The organism is Amycolatopsis sp. NPDC034160 (assembly GCF_055575355.1).
Genome location: NZ_JBVISU010000001.1, coordinates 382,029 through 398,274, shown reverse-complemented (window position 1 = coordinate 398,274; position 16,246 = coordinate 382,029). Strand labels below are relative to the sequence as shown.

11 protein-coding genes are annotated in these 16,246 nt (G+C 68.7%); 7 read left to right on the top strand and 4 right to left on the bottom strand.

Going from position 1 to position 16,246, the window contains the following annotated elements; translation table 11 throughout:
• The first annotated feature begins 87 nt into the window (after positions 1–87).
• Together ACZ54P_RS01910 and ACZ54P_RS01905 are read left to right on the top strand one after the other, a co-directional pair.
• A complete protein-coding gene (locus ACZ54P_RS01910) occupies positions 88–459 on the top strand; it encodes a hypothetical protein (protein WP_465459680.1) in 372 nt (123 codons plus the stop codon).
• A 38-nt stretch (positions 460–497) separates the two neighbouring features.
• On the top strand, positions 498–1,214 hold the full coding sequence (locus tag ACZ54P_RS01905) for a TetR/AcrR family transcriptional regulator (RefSeq protein WP_465459679.1): 717 nt from the start codon (positions 498–500) through the stop codon (positions 1,212–1,214).
• Here ACZ54P_RS01905 and ACZ54P_RS01900 read toward each other — a convergent pair.
• From ACZ54P_RS01900 to ACZ54P_RS01890, 3 genes are all read right to left on the bottom strand, one after another.
• Positions 1,211–1,948, bottom strand: a complete 738-nt coding sequence (locus tag ACZ54P_RS01900) for a 3-oxoacyl-ACP reductase family protein (protein ID WP_465459678.1) — start codon at positions 1,946–1,948, stop codon at positions 1,211–1,213. The genes ACZ54P_RS01905 and ACZ54P_RS01900 overlap by 4 nt on opposite strands.
• Before the next feature lie 89 nt (positions 1,949–2,037).
• Positions 2,038–4,908, bottom strand: coding sequence for a leucine--tRNA ligase (gene leuS / locus ACZ54P_RS01895; protein WP_465459677.1), 2,871 nt, complete (start codon positions 4,906–4,908; stop codon positions 2,038–2,040).
• Between the two features lie 170 nt (positions 4,909–5,078).
• Complete coding sequence (locus tag ACZ54P_RS01890) at positions 5,079–6,230, bottom strand: esterase-like activity of phytase family protein (protein WP_465459676.1); 1,152 nt, start codon at positions 6,228–6,230, stop codon at positions 5,079–5,081.
• A 65-nt stretch (positions 6,231–6,295) separates the two neighbouring features.
• On the opposite strand from ACZ54P_RS01890, the gene ACZ54P_RS01885 reads away from it, so the two are divergent.
• Positions 6,296–6,727 (top strand): SdpI family protein, encoded by a 432-nt coding sequence (locus ACZ54P_RS01885; RefSeq protein ID WP_465459675.1) that lies wholly within the window; start codon positions 6,296–6,298, stop codon positions 6,725–6,727.
• Here the strand turns inward: ACZ54P_RS01885 and ACZ54P_RS01880 are convergent.
• Positions 6,724–7,305 carry a YqgE/AlgH family protein gene (locus ACZ54P_RS01880; protein WP_465459674.1) on the bottom strand — a complete coding sequence of 194 codons (582 nt, stop codon included), beginning with the start codon at positions 7,303–7,305 and terminating at the stop codon, positions 6,724–6,726. The genes ACZ54P_RS01885 and ACZ54P_RS01880 overlap by 4 nt on opposite strands.
• Positions 7,306–7,623: 318 nt before the next feature.
• Between ACZ54P_RS01880 and ACZ54P_RS01875 the strand changes: the two genes are divergently transcribed.
• The 4 genes from ACZ54P_RS01875 to ACZ54P_RS01860 are packed head-to-tail and all read left to right on the top strand — an operon-like array spanning position 7,624 to position 16,241.
• Entirely contained in the window at positions 7,624–8,241 is a 618-nt protein-coding gene (locus ACZ54P_RS01875) for a YbaB/EbfC family nucleoid-associated protein (RefSeq protein ID WP_465459673.1), read from the top strand.
• Positions 8,241–8,570: a WXG100 family type VII secretion target gene (locus ACZ54P_RS01870; RefSeq protein ID WP_465459672.1), complete on the top strand. Its 330-nt coding sequence runs from the start codon at positions 8,241–8,243 to the stop codon at positions 8,568–8,570. Before ACZ54P_RS01875 ends, ACZ54P_RS01870 begins: the two co-directional genes overlap by 1 nt.
• A 10-nt stretch (positions 8,571–8,580) precedes the next feature.
• Entirely contained in the window at positions 8,581–15,798 is a 7,218-nt protein-coding gene (locus tag ACZ54P_RS01865; RefSeq protein WP_465460211.1) for a WXG100-like domain-containing protein, read from the top strand.
• On the top strand, positions 15,795–16,241 hold the full coding sequence (locus ACZ54P_RS01860) for a hypothetical protein (protein WP_465459671.1): 447 nt from the start codon (positions 15,795–15,797) through the stop codon (positions 16,239–16,241). The genes ACZ54P_RS01865 and ACZ54P_RS01860 overlap by 4 nt, the downstream gene beginning before the upstream one ends.
• Positions 16,242–16,246: the final 5 nt, after the last annotated feature.

Sequence of the window (16,246 nt, the reverse complement as noted above, 5' to 3'; positions counted from 1 at the left end):
ATCACCACAGCGACCTCCGGTTTTCCCTACTCGGGTCGGCGGCTGACCCGGTGTTCGCGCAGGTCACGGCCCCATAGCGTGCCGGTCATGACGATTTCGGACTGGAAACGCGCGATCTACGCGCTTCTCGCACTTCCGGCGTATCTCGGTGGCGCGAAGGCCCAGCGCGGGCTCGCTCGGCACTGGCTCGGGCAGACGGGCGGGGCGCGGCCGCGATTCGTGGCCGCTTTCGGTCCGAGTGTGGTCGCGTTCCTTCTCGCGTTGCTGCTTTTCTATCTCGTCGGACGTATCGCGACCTACGGTCTGTTCTGGACGGGAAGCGACCCGGAGGGCACGTGGGGCGGTCCGACGCTGGCGGGGGCGTGGATCGTGCACTTCTTCGTCGCGCTCGGGATGGCCGTGCCGATTTTCCTGGCGCTCCGGCCACTCACGAGGCTCCAGGCCCGCCTTCTGGGTTGATCCCCGGTATCGGTGCGCTGGCCACTTAGAATGCCCGGATGAGCAACCCCAACCGCAGGGGTCGCGAGCGGGCCGCGACCGATCAGGACATCCGCCGGACGGCGCGGGCGCTCCTGGTCGAGCAGGGCCCGGAGGCCGTGACGCTGCGGGCGATCGCGCGCGAGCTCGGCATCACGGCGCCGGCGTTGTACCGCTACTACGGCTCACGCGACGATCTGGTCGAGCATCTGCGGGCGGACGTCGTCGCGGATCTCGCGGCCGAACTCGCCGAGGACATCGCGCAGCTGCCGGACGAGGGCGCGTTGCAGCTTTTCGCCATCTGCAAGGGATTTCGGCGGTGGGCGTTGACGCACACCAAAGAATTCACGTTGGTCTTCGCGTCGCCGGCGGGAGACGCGGGCAACAGGCTGGACGAGCCGTTCGGGAAGATCTTCCTCGCCGCGGCGGGGCGGGTCCTCGCGATGCACGATCTGGTGACGCCGTCGAACGACGTCGTTCCCGCCGAACTCCGTGACGACCTCACGTCGTTCCGGGCGGAATTGCTGGCCGTGCTGGAGGAATCCGGCGCGACGTTCCCGTTGGAGAAGCTCGACCTCGGCGTGACGTACCTGATGATCCAGTTCTGGGCCCGGCTCTACGGGCACGTCACGCTCGAGGTCTTCGGCAATTATCCGATCCCGTTCTCGAAACCGGACGTCCTCTTCGACGCCATGCTGGCCGATCTGGCGCGTGAAATCGGCCTGTCGATCAACTAGGCCGCGTGCCCGCCGTCGACCGAAACGGTCGTCGCGGTCACGTACCTGCTTTCCGGCCGTGCCAGGAACGACACGGTGGCGGCGACCTCCGTCGGCGAGCCGTAGCGGTCGAACACCGTAAGGCTCCGCTGGTCGGCGGCGTACGGGCCGTCGGCCGGGTTCATGTCGGTGTCGGTCGGTCCGGGGTGGACGAGGTTCACGGTGATCCCGCGCGGGCCGAGTTCCCTGGCGAGGCCCTTGGTCAGGCCGAGCAGCGCGGTCTTGCTCACCGCGTACAGCGACATCCCGGGACCCGGCACCCGGTCCGAAACGCAGCTGCCGATGGTGATCACGCGCCCGCCGTCGCCGAGGTGCCGAGCCGCGGCCTGCGTGGCCACGTAGACACCGCGGACGTTGACCGTCAGCACGCGGTCGATGTCCTCCAGGCTCGTCTGGTCGAGCGGGCCGACGAAACCGACGCCCGCGTTGTTGACCAGAACGTCGAGCCTGCCGAACTCGGCGATCGCCGTGTCGACCGCGGAAACCAGGGCCGCGGCGTCGGCGCTGTCGGCCTGGATCGCCAGCGCACGACGGCCGAGTGCCTTGATCTCGTCCACGACGCCCGCCGCGAGTTCGGCGTTGTTCTGATAGGTGAGTGCGACGTCGGCGCCGTCCTCGGCGAGCCGGATCGCCGTGGCGGCACCGATCCCGCGGCTGCCGCCGGTCACCAATGCCACCTTGCCGTCGAGGGTCATGGGGTGTTCTCCGTTCGATTTCGTTGTCCTTGAACAACTCCATCGAATCGCCTCACGACCCTCGACGCTGGCGCCTTTCGGTCACGGCACTACAGCACGATGTTGACCAGCCGTCCCGGCACGACGATCACCTTGCGCGGCGTGCCGTCGCCGACCAGTGCGGCGATCTTCTCCTCGGCCAGTGCCGCCGCCTGCACGGCGTCCTTGTCCGCGTCGGCCGCCACGGTGATCCGCGAACGCACCTTGCCGTTGACCTGGATCGGGTACTCCACGGTGTCCTCGACCAGGTACTTCTCGTCGACGACGGGGAACGGCCCGTGCACCAGGGAATCCGCGTGGCCCAGGCGCTTCCACAGCTCCTCGGCCAGGTGCGGGGCCAGCGGCGCCAGCATCAGCACCAGCGGTTCCACCAGCTCGCGCGGCGTCGCTTCGGCCGAACCGTAGGTCTTGGTGACGTAGTTGTTCAGCTCGATCAGCTTCGCGCCCGCGGTGTTGAACCGCAGTTCCGCGTAATCTTCGCGGACACCGGCGATCGTCTTGTGCAGCTGCTTGCGATCCTCGTCCTTCGCGTCCACATTGGACACTCGCAGTTCGCCGGTTTCCTCGTCGACGACCAGCCGCCACAGCCGCTGCAGGAATCGGTGCGCTCCGACGACGTCCTTGGTCGCCCACGGCCGCGAAACGTCCAGCGGGCCCATCGACATCTCGTAGAACCGGAAGGTGTCGGCGCCGTAGTCGGCGGACATCTGGTCAGGCGTGACGACATTCTTCAGGCTCTTGCCCATCTTGCCGTATTCCTGCTTGACCTCTTCGTCCCCGAAGAAGAACTTGCCGTCGCGTTCCTCGACCTGGTCGGCCTGGACGTAGACGCCGCGGCAATCGGTGTAGGCGTAAGCCTGGACGTAGCCCTGGTTGAACAGCTTCCGGTACGGCTCCTTGGACGAGACGTGGCCCAGGTCGAACAGCACCTTGTGCCAGAACCGCGAGTACAGCAGGTGCAGCACCGCGTGTTCCACACCGCCGACGTACAGGTCCGTGCCGCCCGGGTCGTCGACGCCGTGCTCGGCAGGCCGCGGGCCGACCCAGTACTCCTCGTTCTCCGGCGCGACGAACACGTCCGGATTGGTCGGATCCAGGTACCGCAGCTGGTACCAGCAGGAACCCGCCCAGTTCGGCATCGTGTTGATGTCACGGCGATAGGTCTTCTTGCCGTTGCCCAGATCCAGTTCGACCTCGACCCAGTCGGTGGCGCGCGCCAGCGGCGAGGACGGCGTGCTGTCCTTGTCCTCCGGATCGAAGGTCACCGGCGAGTAGTCGGCGACCTCGGGCAGTTCGACCGGCAGCATGCTGTCCGGCAGCGCGTGGACCTGACCGTCCTCGTCGTAGACCACCGGGAACGGCTCGCCCCAGTAGCGCTGGCGCGAGAACAGCCAGTCGCGCAGCTTGTACTGGACGGTGCCGCGGCCGTGGCCGTGCTCCTCCAGCCAGCCGATCATCGTCTTCTTGGCCTCGTCGACGCCCATGCCGTCCAAGCTGAGCCCATTTTCTTGCCGAGAGTTGATCGCGGGGCCGTCGCCGGTGAACGCTTTGCCGTCGAAGCCGTCCGTCGGCTGGACGGTGCGGATGATCTCCAGGCCGAACTTCTCGGCGAACTCCCAGTCTCGGGTGTCCTGACCGGGCACCGCCATGATCGCGCCGGTGCCGTAGCCCATCAGGACGTAGTCGGCGACGAAGATCGGGATTTCCTTGCCGTCGGCGGGATTCACCGCGTAGGAGCCGGTGAAGACGCCGGTCTTCTCCTTGTTCTCCTGACGGTCCAATTCGGACTTCCGCGAAGCGGCGGTCCGGTAGGCGGCGATGGCTTCAGCCGGGGTGGCGGCCTCGCCGGTCCAGCGGGCGTCGACGCTTTCCGGCCACGTGGCGGCGGTCAGCTCGTCGACCAGCGGGTGCTCGGGGGCGACCACCAGGTACGTGGCGCCGAACAGGGTGTCCGGGCGGGTGGTGAAGACCTCGATCTTCTTGTCGCCGGAATCGAACGACACGCGCGCGCCGTGCGAGCGGCCGATCCAGTTGCGCTGCATGGACTTGACCTTTTCCGGCCAGTCCAGCAGGTCCAGATCGTCGACCAGCCGGTCGGCGTAGGCGGTGATGCGCATCATCCACTGCCGCAGACTGCGCCGGAACACCGGGAAGTTGCCGCGCTCACTGCGGCCGTCGGCGGTGACCTCTTCGTTGGACAGCACCGTGCCCAGCCCGGGGCACCAGTTCACCGGCGCCTCGGAGATGTAGACCAGCCGGTGCGAGTCGATGATCTCCAGCTGCTCCGCACGGGTCAGCTCGCACCAGTTGCGGCCGTCGGGCGTACGGCGCTTGTCCCGCGCGTACTCGGTCTCCAGTTCGACGATCGGGCGGGCCTTACCGGCCTTCTCGTCGTACCAGGAGTTGAAGATCTGCAGGAAGATCCACTGTGTCCACTTGTAGTAGTCCGGGTCGATCGTGGAGATCCGGCGACGCTCGTCATGCCCCAAGCCCAGCCGCCGGATCTGGCGCAGGTAGGTCTGCATGTTCTCTTCGGTCGTCTTGCGCGGGTGCTGCCCCGTCTGGACCGCGTACTGCTCCGCGGGCAGGCCGAAGGCGTCGAAGCCCATCGTGTGCAGCACGTTCCGCCCGATCATGCGGTGGTACCGCGCGAAAACGTCGGTCGCGATGAAGCCCAACGGGTGCCCGACGTGCAGCCCCGCACCCGAGGGGTACGGGAACATGTCCTGGACGAACAGCTTGTCCGAGGGGACGGACGAGCCAGTTTCGCTCTCGTCCGCGAGCGGGCCGACCGGGTTCGGGGCCTGGTAGGTGCCGTGGTCGGACCAGTAGTCCTGCCAACGCTGCTCGATCTGGCCCGCCAGCTCCGCGGTGTAGCGGTGCTGAGGGGCCGAGTCGGCGCCTTCGCTCGCCTGGTTCATCGCCGAAATCCTCCGTGCTCATCCACGTCAAGCCACTCCAGAAACAACTCGACCCCTCAGCCCGGAGGGCATGAGGGGTCGCCGCGCTGGTCCCGGCCGATCGGCCGAGTTCAGCGCGGCAGGCTAAGGAGCAGCCGAGCCGTGTCCATGTGCCCAGTCTAACCCGCTGGTCAAAGCCGTTCCGAGGGGACCGCCAGAGCGATGAACTGGGTCACTTGCGTCGCCGAAAAGTTGTTGTCGCTGACCAGCACCAGGCTGCGCTCCCCAGTCGGCAGGCGCGGGCCCCAGGTCATCCCCTCGACGTTGTCCACAGTGGACAACTTGAAGTCGGCTAGGTCGGCGAGCAGGCGCTTCTTGACCGGTTTGATGTTCTTCGCTTCGGCCAGCGAAGGCGTCTTCGCGATGTTCGTGGCACCCTTCGTGTCGATTTCGTAGATACGGATCTTGTTGCCGACACCGGTGACGAAGGCGCGCTCCATCACGAGATAGCGCGTCGGGTCGGCCTGGTCGACGGCCAGCAGCGACGAGACGCCGGTGGTCGCGAACGCGCCTGGCGGGTTCGGCGACGCGAAGACCTTGTCCTGCGGATACGCGTACTGCGCGAGCACCGGGCCGAAACGCGACTGCAGGGTGATGCGGGAAAGGGCGCCCGAGGTGGTGGTCGGCTCCGGACCGTCCTGCACGAGCGGTCCCTCGACCGAACTGGCGACGAGCGAGCCGAAGCCGGCGAAGGTGAGGCCTTCGAGGACGAGGTTCTGCCGCGGCCCGGCGGTCGTGGTCATCTTCTCGTTGCCGGGAATCGGCAGGTCGCGGACGTAGGAGCCATCGCGGTTCGCCTCGCGGATCGACGGATCGATCAGCGCGGCGGTGGAGCGCTCGCCCTCCTGCGACCAGAGGTAGTCGCCGGTCCACGGGTCGACACGGAGTTCTTCGGGGTCGATCGTCCGCATGTTCTGCGGCCGCGTCTGATCGTTCTTCGCGAGCGGCGGGTACGGCGTGCCGTCAGGACGCAGAAGCGGCTTGGTGCCGGTGAAGGTGACCGGGCCGAGTCCCTTCGCGTCGAGGGAGAACTTCGCCGTGTAGAACCGGGCCGGGTTGATCGCGGACCGATCGTCGCAGATCAGCGCGTACTCGCCGGTGCGGTGGTCGTAGTCGATGCTGGACAACCCGCCGACGACGGTGCCCTGATAGAGCAGCGAATTGGGGACGGTCTGTTCACCGATCAACCGCAACGGACGGTGCTCGGCTTGCGCGGCGGGGGCCGCCATCAGGGTGAGGGGAACGGCCCCGATCAGGGCGGCTGCTAGAACTCGGCGTGACATGGCCTGTAGCACAGTCGATCAGGGTATCCGGCAGGTTGCCGGAACGTCACGCTTATCCTCGTGGAGTGTTCGTCATAGCGCTGGTCCCGATCGTGCTGGGTGTCCTCGTCGGCTGGGGTGGTTTCCTCGGTCTGCGTGAGAAGCTGCCGCGTGACCGCGGCGCCGGCGTGCGTACCGCCGCCACCATGCGCAGCGAGGACGCCTTCCGCCTCGGCAACAAGGTCGCCGGGCTCCCGACGCTGGTCGGCGGCGTGATCGCCGTGCTCGCGGGTGCCGCCGCGCTGATCATGCCGACGACGTCCGGGCTGCTGCTGGCCTCGGTCGTGGGCGTGGTCGGGATGATCGCGCTGGTCGCCGCCGGGGGAGTGCTCGGCAACCGCGCGGCCGCGACCGTCCCCGCGCCCGAACCCGCCGCGCCGGAAGCACCGGCAGGGTGCAGTGGCTGCGCCTGCGGGACCTGCGGTGTCTTCAAGAAGGCGGACACCGCCACGGCCTAATTGCGCTGCAGGTCTCCCGGGTGGGTGGCCAGCAACGCCAGCGGGATGCCCTGACGACGCAGCACCTGCCCCCACAGATCGTGGTGCGGCGAGGCGAGGACATCGCTGGGCAGCGCCGGGACGATCACCCAGTCGTCGCGTTCGATCTCACTCGCGAGCTGGCCGGAGTCCCAGCCCGCGTACCCCGCGAACACCCGCACGCCCCGGACCTTCGGGACCAGGACCTCGGGATCGGTGTCGAGATCGACCAAAGCGACCGGACCGCGGACGGCGATCACGCCGGGCACGCTGGACGCCGTCTCGCCGGTCCGCAGCGCGGCCAGGCACAAGGCGGTCTTCTTCTCCACCGGCCCGCCGACGAACACCGACTGCGGCTCGGCGACGTGTCCACCCCAGTTGGGGAGCACGTCGTACACCGGGACGTCACTCGGGCGGTTGAGCACGACGCCGAGCGTTCCCTCGTCCCGGTGATCTATGACGAACACGACGGTCCGCCGGAAATTTGGATCGAACATCGTGGGGGCGGCGACCAGGAGCGTTCCCGGTTCGACCTCGGCGTCCGCTGGCACATCCGCCATGATCCCACTTCGAGTGGAGACAAATCGTCCGGCCAGGGAACAACAGCATCACGAGCATCGTTGGACACACCAGGTCGGTGCGCTTTCCGTGTCCCCCGGGCTCACTGAAGAACCGCCTTTGTGGAATACCGTCCGGCTGGAGCCACACTGCGCATAGCCGCCGAGAGGCGACCTTTGAGCGCACCGACCTCCTTCTTCAAGCGGCCGCGATGTACGAAAACGCCGGATGCGGCCATCTGACTCCTCCGTTGGCATTAGGGTGACGCCTACCGACACCGGGTGGCGTATGCCCGGGTTCAAGTACTTCCGGGGGCTCAAGTGACGACGGCAGGCGACGACAGCGCGCGCCTCGAAGCGCGCAATGCCGCCATGAAGGATCAGGTCGACACGCTGCTCGAACAGTTCGAGCGCCAGACGGCCCAGCTCCGGGACGCGCAGGAAGCCGCTTCGCAGATGTCCGCGACGGTGGTCTCGCAGGACGGTCTCGTCCGCGCCACCATCGACGCGACCGGCACGCTCGCCAAACTCGAGATCCAGCCGAACGCCTTCGAACGCACCAACCCGGCGCAGCTGGCCAACACCGTGCTGACCCTGGTCCGTCAGGGCTCGCTGCAGGTCAAACAGCAGGTCGCCGACCTGATGGCCCCGATCACCGAAGGGCTGCCGGATCTCTCGGACCTCATCGAAGGCGCGCCGTCGCTGCAGGGGTTGATGCCGGCGATCCCGGACTTCCTCGCCGAGGAAGAAGCGCCGTCCGCACCGGCGAAGTCCGACGACGACTTCGAGGATCCGCTGCTGCGCAAGGACGACGCTCCGCCGCCACCTCCTCCGGCCCCACCCGCGCCACCGGCACCGAAACCGGTTCCCAAACGGGTGCGCCAGCAGGACGACGATGAGGAAGAGCCGCCTTCGAGCTGGCTGACCAGGGGAGTCTGATGCCGAACGGTGGGGGCGGTGGCGGATTCACCGCGGATCCGGACGCGGTCAAAACGGCCGCGGCCAAACTGGGGCTAGCCGCGGATCAGCTGGACGACGTCGGCAAGGAACTGCTGGCCGCGATCAACTCGCTCGGCCAGTGCTGGGGGAACGACGACGCCGGCAAGGAGTTCGCGAAGGACTACGAGCCGGGCGCGCAGGGCTCGTCCGAAGGGTTCGCGAACATCGTCGAGGCGCTGCGCGGCATGCAGCACAACGTCGAACGATCGATGACGGCGTTCACGAACGCCGAAGAAGAGATCAAATCGACGCTGGACAAGAAGGCGTAGCGCCATGGGTATGGAGATGCCCGACGCGGTCAAGTGGCTCTTGCCGATCGTCGTCGGGGAAAGCTGGCCCGAAGGCGACGAAGACAAGCTCCGCGAACTGCGCGACGCCTGGCACAACGCGTCGAAGGCCGTCCAGCCGATCGCCGACACCGCGACCAAGGGCGCCACCGAGGTCCTCGGCGGCTGGACCGGCGAGGGCGCGGAGAAGTTCGCCGAGGCGTGGAAGAAGTTCATCGAAGGCGACGAGGCCTACTTCAAGTCGCTGGCCGATTCTTCGAAGGCGCTCGGCGACTCGTGCAACGCGACCGCGCTGGACGTCGAGTACACGAAGTACATGATCATCATCTCGCTGGTGATCCTGGCCGCGCAGATCGTCGCGATGCTCGCGGCCGCGGCGGTGACCTTCGGTGGTTCGACGGCCGGGATCGCGCCCGCGCAGATCGCCACCCGCATGACCGTCCAGATGATCTTCCGGCAGCTGATGCAGAAGCTCGCGCAGGAAGGCTTCAAAAAGGTCGCGAAGGAACTCCTCGAGAAACTTCTCAAAGAGGGCCTGAAGAAGATCGGCAAAGAGGTCCTGCAGAACACGGCGATGAACCTCGCCATGGACGCGGGCATCCAGGGCCTGCAGATGGCCAAGGGCGACCGCGACAGCTGGGATCTCAGCAAGACCAAGGACTCCGCGATCAGCGGCGCGGTCGACGGTGTCGTCGGCGCGGGCAGCAGCAGCATCGGCAAGGGCGCCACCAAGGGACTTTCGGACAGCGTCGGCGGCCAGATCGTCGACAGTGCCGCGCGGGGTGCCGTGCGGGGCGCGGCCGAGGGCGTCGCCAGCACCGTCGGACAGGCCGCCGTCACCGGTGACCTGGACAAGCTTTCGGCCAAGGACCTCCTGATGGGTGCGTCCGGCGGCGCCGTCGGCGGCGGTGTCGACGGGGCGAAGAGCCAGATCGGCGACATCCGTACCGCGAACACGCCCGGCGCCGCGACGGCGGGCGACGGGCCGACGACGCCGGATGTCGACTCGGGGGATTCCGGGACGCCTTCGCGTACTCCGGACACTTCGTCGAGCCGCAATTCGTCCTCTGATGGCGATTCCCCGGAGCGCAATTCGTCCTCTGATGGCGACAGCTCGTCGCGGAGTACGTCCGACTCGCCTCAGCAGACTTCGCAGCGCGCCGGGGACGGTGACCGGGTCAGCCAGTCTTCGACGCAGGCGCCGGACCGACCCGCGGACGCCCGGGCGAACACCGGTTCACCCGCGCAGACCCAGCATGCTCCGGCGGCGGCCGACAACGGCGCCGGTTCCGGACAGCAGCAGGCCGCGCCGGGCAACCAGCAGGCACCCGCGGCCGCGCAAGGACCGGCGCAGACCCCGGCGGCGAGTTCGGCTCAGGGACCGGCTTCGAGCCCGGCCGCGAGTTCCGCGCAGTCCGGCGGGACGCCTTCGAGCGCTTCGTCCGGCACACCCGCCTCGACCGGTAGCCCGGCTTCGACCGGCTCACCGGCTTCGTCAGGGGCGCCCGCATCGGCCGGAGCGCACTCTTCGGCGGGAGCGCCTGCTTCGTCGGGGGCACCTGCTTCGTCGGGGGCGCCTGCTTCGTCCGCGGGTCCGGCTTCGTCGGCACCGGTCAGCTCCGGAGGCTCGTCTTCCGGCGGGTACGGCATGGCGTCGAACTCGGGTTCGGGCACGCCCGGCTCGACCGGCGGATACGGCATGGCGCCCGGCGGCACTCCGCCGGGCAACGGCCCCGCCCCCGGTGGTTTCCCGCCGGGTGGCCACGATCCGGCCCGGCCGAACCGGCCGCAGGACGGCGTCCAGGCCGCCGGGTTCACCGGCGCGGGCGGCCCGCAGCAGCCGCGCTTCGACCAGCCGCCCGGCCAGACGCCGTTCCAAGGCCAGCCGCCGACGCAGCCGCCGCCCGGCGGTTTCGCCCCTCCGCCGCCGCCTCCGCCCGGCGGTGGCCATGGCCCCATGCCCTCTCGCGGACAGCAGGGTCCGATGGGTCCGCGGCCCACCGGACCGCAGCCGCCGCCTCCGCACCCTGGCGGACATCCGCAGCAGCGTCAGGACCGCGGACCGCAGGAACGGCCGCAACAGCGTCCTCAGCAACCCCCGCCGCCTCCGGGCCCGCAGGGTCCCCACGGCCAGCAGCCGCCTCGGCCGCACCAGCCGCCGCAGGGTTATCAGGGCAGGCCGGGGCCCGGTCCCGGACCGAACGGCGGTGTCCCGCCGCGTCCGCACACGCCTCCGCCGGGGCAGCACCCCGGCCACAACCGCGGCCCCGCCGGCTACCCGCCGCCTCCGCCGCGACCGGGCAACGGCCCGTTCCCGGGCAACCGTGGCCCCGTGCCGCCGCCTCCGCCCGGACACCATCCCGGACAGCAGCCTGGCCAACACTCCGGTCCGCAGCCTGGACCGCACCCCGGCCAGCGTCCGCTGCCGCCGGGCGGCGAACCGCCGCGTTTCGGTGGCCAGCAGCCGCAACGTCCGCCGCAGGTCCCGGCACCGCGCCCGGGCCACGACGGGAACGCGGGCCCGCAGGACCGCACGCAGCAACAGCAACGCCCGCAGCAGCCGCAGCAGCAGGCCGGACCCGTGCGGCCGGTGGAGCGCGCCCCCGAACAGGCCGCACCACCGGAGCGCGCGCCCCGACACGAGGAAGCACCCGCGTATCGCGGCAACCTCGAGGACGGCGCCGAGCCGCCCAAGGACAGGGACACGGACGCCCCCACCGAGACCGAGGCGCCCACCGACGTCACGCCCGAGGACAAGACCGCCGACCGAAGCGGTTCCCCGATCGACGAGCCGTACCTGACGGACCCGGACTTCCGCACGGACGACCCCGCGGCCTATCGAGCGCTCGCCGAAACGCAGATCGACAAGCGTGGTTTCGACGCCGAGACCGGGGAAGCGCGGAGTGAACAGGTCCGCCGCGAAGCCCTCGACAAGCGCAACGCGCACGAAGACCCGCGCGTCAAGCAGATGTCGGAGCAGGGCGCGTACGCGGTGCATAGCTATACGCGTACCGACATGGCCGAGAGGATCACTCACGCCCAGCGCCACGGTGGGCCTGAGCTGGACGCGCTCCGCCCGCATATCGAGGCGATCACCTCCGGCCTCAACGAGATGCCCGTCTACGAGGGCGTCGTCTCGCGGCGGGTGAACTTCCACGGCAACGAGAGCGCCATTCAGGGCTTCCTGGCCGCGCACGCCGAGGGCAAGGTCATCGTCGACCCGCAGATGCTGAGCACTTCGCGGGTCACCGACCAGCATCCGCACAGCACCTTCCCCGGTGAAGTCGAGATGCGTATCCAGTCGAAGACCGGACGCCACATCGAGGACCTCGCCTCCAAGAAGGAAGAGCGCGAAGTCCTGATGAAGTCGGCGACGCAGCTGCGCGTCACCGAAATCAAAAAGGGCCCCGGGCACCCCGAGCACCCCGAATACCAGGCACGGCTGGACGACGGCACGGTCAACGACCTTCCGAAGTGGATCGTCGAATGCGAAGAGGTCGTCCCCGGTGAAGACGGCCACCTGACGCCGGAGCAGGTCCAGGAGAAGGTCGCGGAGCGGCGCGAGTACAACAACGCCGAGCAGGAGCGGCTGGCCAAGGAAGAGGCCGACCGCGATGCGCAGCTGCGCCGCGATCACCCTGAACTGTTCGACAAGCAGGGTTTCGCGGGACTGGAAACCAAGATCGCCGACGGCAAGGGCGGCTGGGTCGACGCTTCCGAAGCCCCCGCCAGGGAGGTCCCCAAGCCGAGGGAGCACGTTCCCGACGGCGGATGGTCGGAGCTGGCGAAGCCCCTCGACGACGGCGGGCCGCCCGCCATCCACGCCGGTTCCACCGACACCCCGCACCAGCAGGTCCGCCTGCTCATGGACGAGCTTCCGGCGGTCGGCGAGGTCAACACCCGCAACTACTACGCGCCCGAATCGTGGAAGGACGGCTACCAGACCAACTCGGCCGAGGCGCTGGTCGCGTTCGAGGACCGGATGAACGGTGGCGACGCCGTCGCCGGGCCGTCGACCGGTGGCTCGCCGCTGCAGCACGTCAGCGACCGGCTCGGTGGACAGTGGTCCGATCAGCGCGGTTTCGCCGACATCGTCCGTGACCTCGGTGAACGCCCGGTCGGCGCGCGGACGGCGGTGGCGTTCGAGCACCACGCCCCCGGCGACCCGAACGCCCCGGAAGGCTCCCCGCGGTCCAAGGACCGGGTCGAGACCAGGATCGTCGCCGCGGTGAACACCCCGCACGGCGTGGTCTTCGCCGATCCGATGACCGGGCGGCTCGCGACGCTGCCCGACAATCCGACGTCGATCAAGGCGATGCCGATGGGCGGCGGCGACGCTCCGCACGCTCACACGCCGGAAGCGCCGACGCAGTCACCCGAGCCCGAGACCGCGAAGTCGCCTACCGAGCGGCTGCGCGGTGACGACGAGCCGCCGCCGGCGGACCGGCCCGACGACCAGCAGGCGCCGAAGACCGATTCCGACATCGCCGATCGGCTCAAGGGCACCGAAGAGACGCCCGCGCGGATCGACGAGAGCTACCTCGACGACCCGGCGTTCCGGGGCTCGCCGGAGGACCACAAGAGCCTCCGGGATCGCTACGACAGCACCGATCTCGCCGAGCAGGCCCGCGAAAAGGCACTCAAGCGGCTCGAAGCCAGTCCGCTGAAGGACCGCGTCTCACCCGAGGCCGCGGAAGCGATCTACTCCTACTCGCGTGAACACGCCTACGCGATCAACGAGGCGAACCGCCGTGGCGAGTCGCATCCCGACTTCGAGAACGCGCAGCGCAGCACCCGGGCGATCGTCGGCGCGCTGAACGAGCTGCCGGACTTCCGCGGCGAGGCCATCCGCGGCATCGACACCAAGGGCGACATGCGCGCCGCCGGGATCATCGCCGCGCATTACGAGGTCGGCCAGACCGTCCCCGAACCGACGATGACCAGCTCCACCATCAAAACGTCGGCGGACACGAAGTCGAAATTCGGCGAAGACGTCGAGATCCACATCGTCTCCAAGACCGGCAAGGACGTCTCTTCGCTCGCCGAGAACCCGGGCGAGAACGAAGCGATCAACAAGCCGAAGACACAGCTCTACGTGCACAGCAAGGAGTTCAAGACTCCGCCGCTGGTCGACCGGCCGAAGTGGGTCATCCACGCCGAAGAGGTCGTTCCTCCGGACCCGCGCTACCTCACCGGCGAGACCGGCGAGCAGGCGATGGAGGCGCGGCGGGCCCGGCACGCCGCTGAAGCGCCCGAACTCGCGCGCCTCGCGCAGGAACGGTCGATGTCGCGCCTCGGCGGTCTCGACGAGCCGCAGACGCCGCACATCACCACCGAGAACCCGGCGGACCACGGGGTCGCGGACGCCGACAAGGGCCCGGAGTACGGCGAACAACCCGCTCAGGACCACTCCGCCACCGACGACACGATGGAGTTGCCGGTCCCCGAGCGGGACTACTCGTCGATGGCGGTCGCGACCAACCCGCCGAGCGAACCCGCGATCCACGCCGGTTCGGCGAGCCCCGCGCACCAGGCCGCCTACCTCGCCGACCGGCACCCGCGGCTCGGCGAGGTCAACCCGCATTTCCACGACCCCGACGCATTGGCCAACGGCTTCCGGTCCAACTGCACCCGGACGCCGGGCGCGTACTGGGACCAGCTGCACGGCGTCGATTCGACGGCCGGCCCGCTGCTCATGCACGAGATGGACAGCCGGGGCACGCTGGAGCACGTCGAGGAACGGTTCGGTGGCCAGTTCTCCGACCGTGACGGCTACGACGCCGTCATCCGCGAGATGCGGGACATGCCGACCGACCACCACGCCGTCGTCGCGGTGAAGTACCTCGACGAGAACGGTGTCGAGCGCGGACACATCGCCATGGTGGCGAACACCCGGGACGGCGTCGCGTTCATCGACCCGCAGTCGGGCGCGCTGATGAACCTGCCGCATCCGCCGCTGAGCATGAAGCTGATGCACGTCGGCGTCCCGGAAACCCCGGCCGCACACCACACCGACGGGCACCCCACCCGGACCGAGACCGCTTCGACCAGGTCTGTCGACCCGCGGATCGCCTACGCCAGGGAAGACACGCCGGACGTGCAACCGTCGCGCATCGGGCCGGACGGCCGTCCGATCGTGACGCCGCCGCACGACGCGGGCTACGGCATGGCGCACGATCCCGAGGTCGCGGCCGCGGTGGACGGACTCGACCCGGACAAGAAGCGGGCCGTTCACGAGGACGAAAACGGGGTCAAGCACGACGTCGGCCCGATGCGGGACTTCATCCGCGAACAGCTGCCGTCGCATCCGGAACTCGTCCGGCTGCTGGAGCACCCGGACAACGCGTACCTGCGGGCTTCACTGCTGAACAACCCGATGACCATCGGCAGCCTGCTGCTCCACCCGGAAGCCATCCCGATCCTCGAAGACGCCTTGCGCGACGTCGAGGAACACGGCTTCCAGCTGATCGACGACGTCCACCAGGACGGTCCCGGTGATACGCCGCTGACCCGGGAGCAGCGGGAAATCGCGGACGCGGCGGCGGACATCGCCGCCGACGTGGAGCCCGGCGATCAGTACCACGCCGGCTTCGATCGCGCGGACAAGGGCGACGCCGGGAAGATCCAGGAGTTCCTGGACGCCGAACGGGCGGCATGGCCGCAGAACCAGGGCGAGCTCAACCGGATCGCCGAACGGATCGCCGCGGAGAACAACGGCGACGCGTCGGGCAGGCCCGGTCCGAAGGACGACGACCGCGCGAAGGCGAAGATCGCGGGCTACGACGGAGACGCGTCGAAACTGACCGACCTGGTGGGTGTGAAGATCCAGTTCGACACGCTGGCCGACGTCTACAACGCGCTGAACGCGGTGATGGACGACCCGGATCTCCGGATCGTCAGCTTCGACGACCGGTTCGCGAATCCGCAGGACAGTGGATACCGCGATCTGCAGATGAACGTCCGGCTGCCGAACGGGCACGTCGCCGAACTGCGGCTGCACCTGAAGCACATCGACACCGTGTCGGCCTACGAGCACGCCTTGTACGAGGTCCGCCGCGACTTCCCGACGTACAACCGGACACTGGACGAGGACAACAAGAAGAGGTTGTCGCCGGAACAGGCCCTGCTGGAAGCCGCCTTGATGGACCGGGTCCGGGAGAAGTTCATGGCCGGTCTCCGCAAGGGCCTGCCTGCTGAGGAGAACACGTGATCCAGACGCCGTCGTTCTACACGTACTTCGGGAAGACCTACCGCGTCGAGTCGACCCCCGACGGGGGCCTGACCGGTTTCCTCCTCAACCTGAGCACCGGCGAGTTCGACGAAAAGCCGGAGCATGTGCGTGAGGTCCTGTGGGCGATGGCGAGTTCGGACATCAGCAAGGTGTCCGAAGAGAAGTTCGTCCAGGAGACCGAGCGCGCCCGTGCGTACGAACTCAAGGGCGGCGGACCGATCTTCGCGCTCTACGAGACCATCGACGGCCTGTACGCCCAGGCCAAGCGCGAAAATCGCCGCGTGGAACCGCAGGAATCGGCGCTGATCCAGTCGCTGCGCAAGCGCACCTTCACGATGTGGGAGGACGAGCTCGCCCGCCGCGCCGCCGGGGAGCCACCGTCGTTCCGGGCGGAACCACGTTTCCCGAACCGGGCGCGATGATTCAC

What these genes read in the sequence shown, in the direction of transcription:
- ACZ54P_RS01870 (WP_465459672.1), top strand. Translation starts at nt 8,241, where the DNA reads ATGCCGAACGGTGGGGGCGGTGGCGGATTCACCGCGGATCCGGACGCG.
- ACZ54P_RS01880 (WP_465459674.1), bottom strand. Translation starts at nt 7,305, where the DNA reads ATGGCGGATGTGCCAGCGGACGCCGAGGTCGAACCGGGAACGCTCCTG.
- ACZ54P_RS01900 (WP_465459678.1), bottom strand. Translation starts at nt 1,948, where the DNA reads ATGACCCTCGACGGCAAGGTGGCATTGGTGACCGGCGGCAGCCGCGGG.
- leuS (WP_465459677.1), bottom strand. Translation starts at nt 4,908, where the DNA reads ATGAACCAGGCGAGCGAAGGCGCCGACTCGGCCCCTCAGCACCGCTAC.
- ACZ54P_RS01910 (WP_465459680.1), top strand. Translation starts at nt 88, where the DNA reads ATGACGATTTCGGACTGGAAACGCGCGATCTACGCGCTTCTCGCACTT.
- ACZ54P_RS01865 (WP_465460211.1), top strand. Translation starts at nt 8,581, where the DNA reads ATGGAGATGCCCGACGCGGTCAAGTGGCTCTTGCCGATCGTCGTCGGG.
- ACZ54P_RS01890 (WP_465459676.1), bottom strand. Translation starts at nt 6,230, where the DNA reads ATGTCACGCCGAGTTCTAGCAGCCGCCCTGATCGGGGCCGTTCCCCTC.
- ACZ54P_RS01905 (WP_465459679.1), top strand. Translation starts at nt 498, where the DNA reads ATGAGCAACCCCAACCGCAGGGGTCGCGAGCGGGCCGCGACCGATCAG.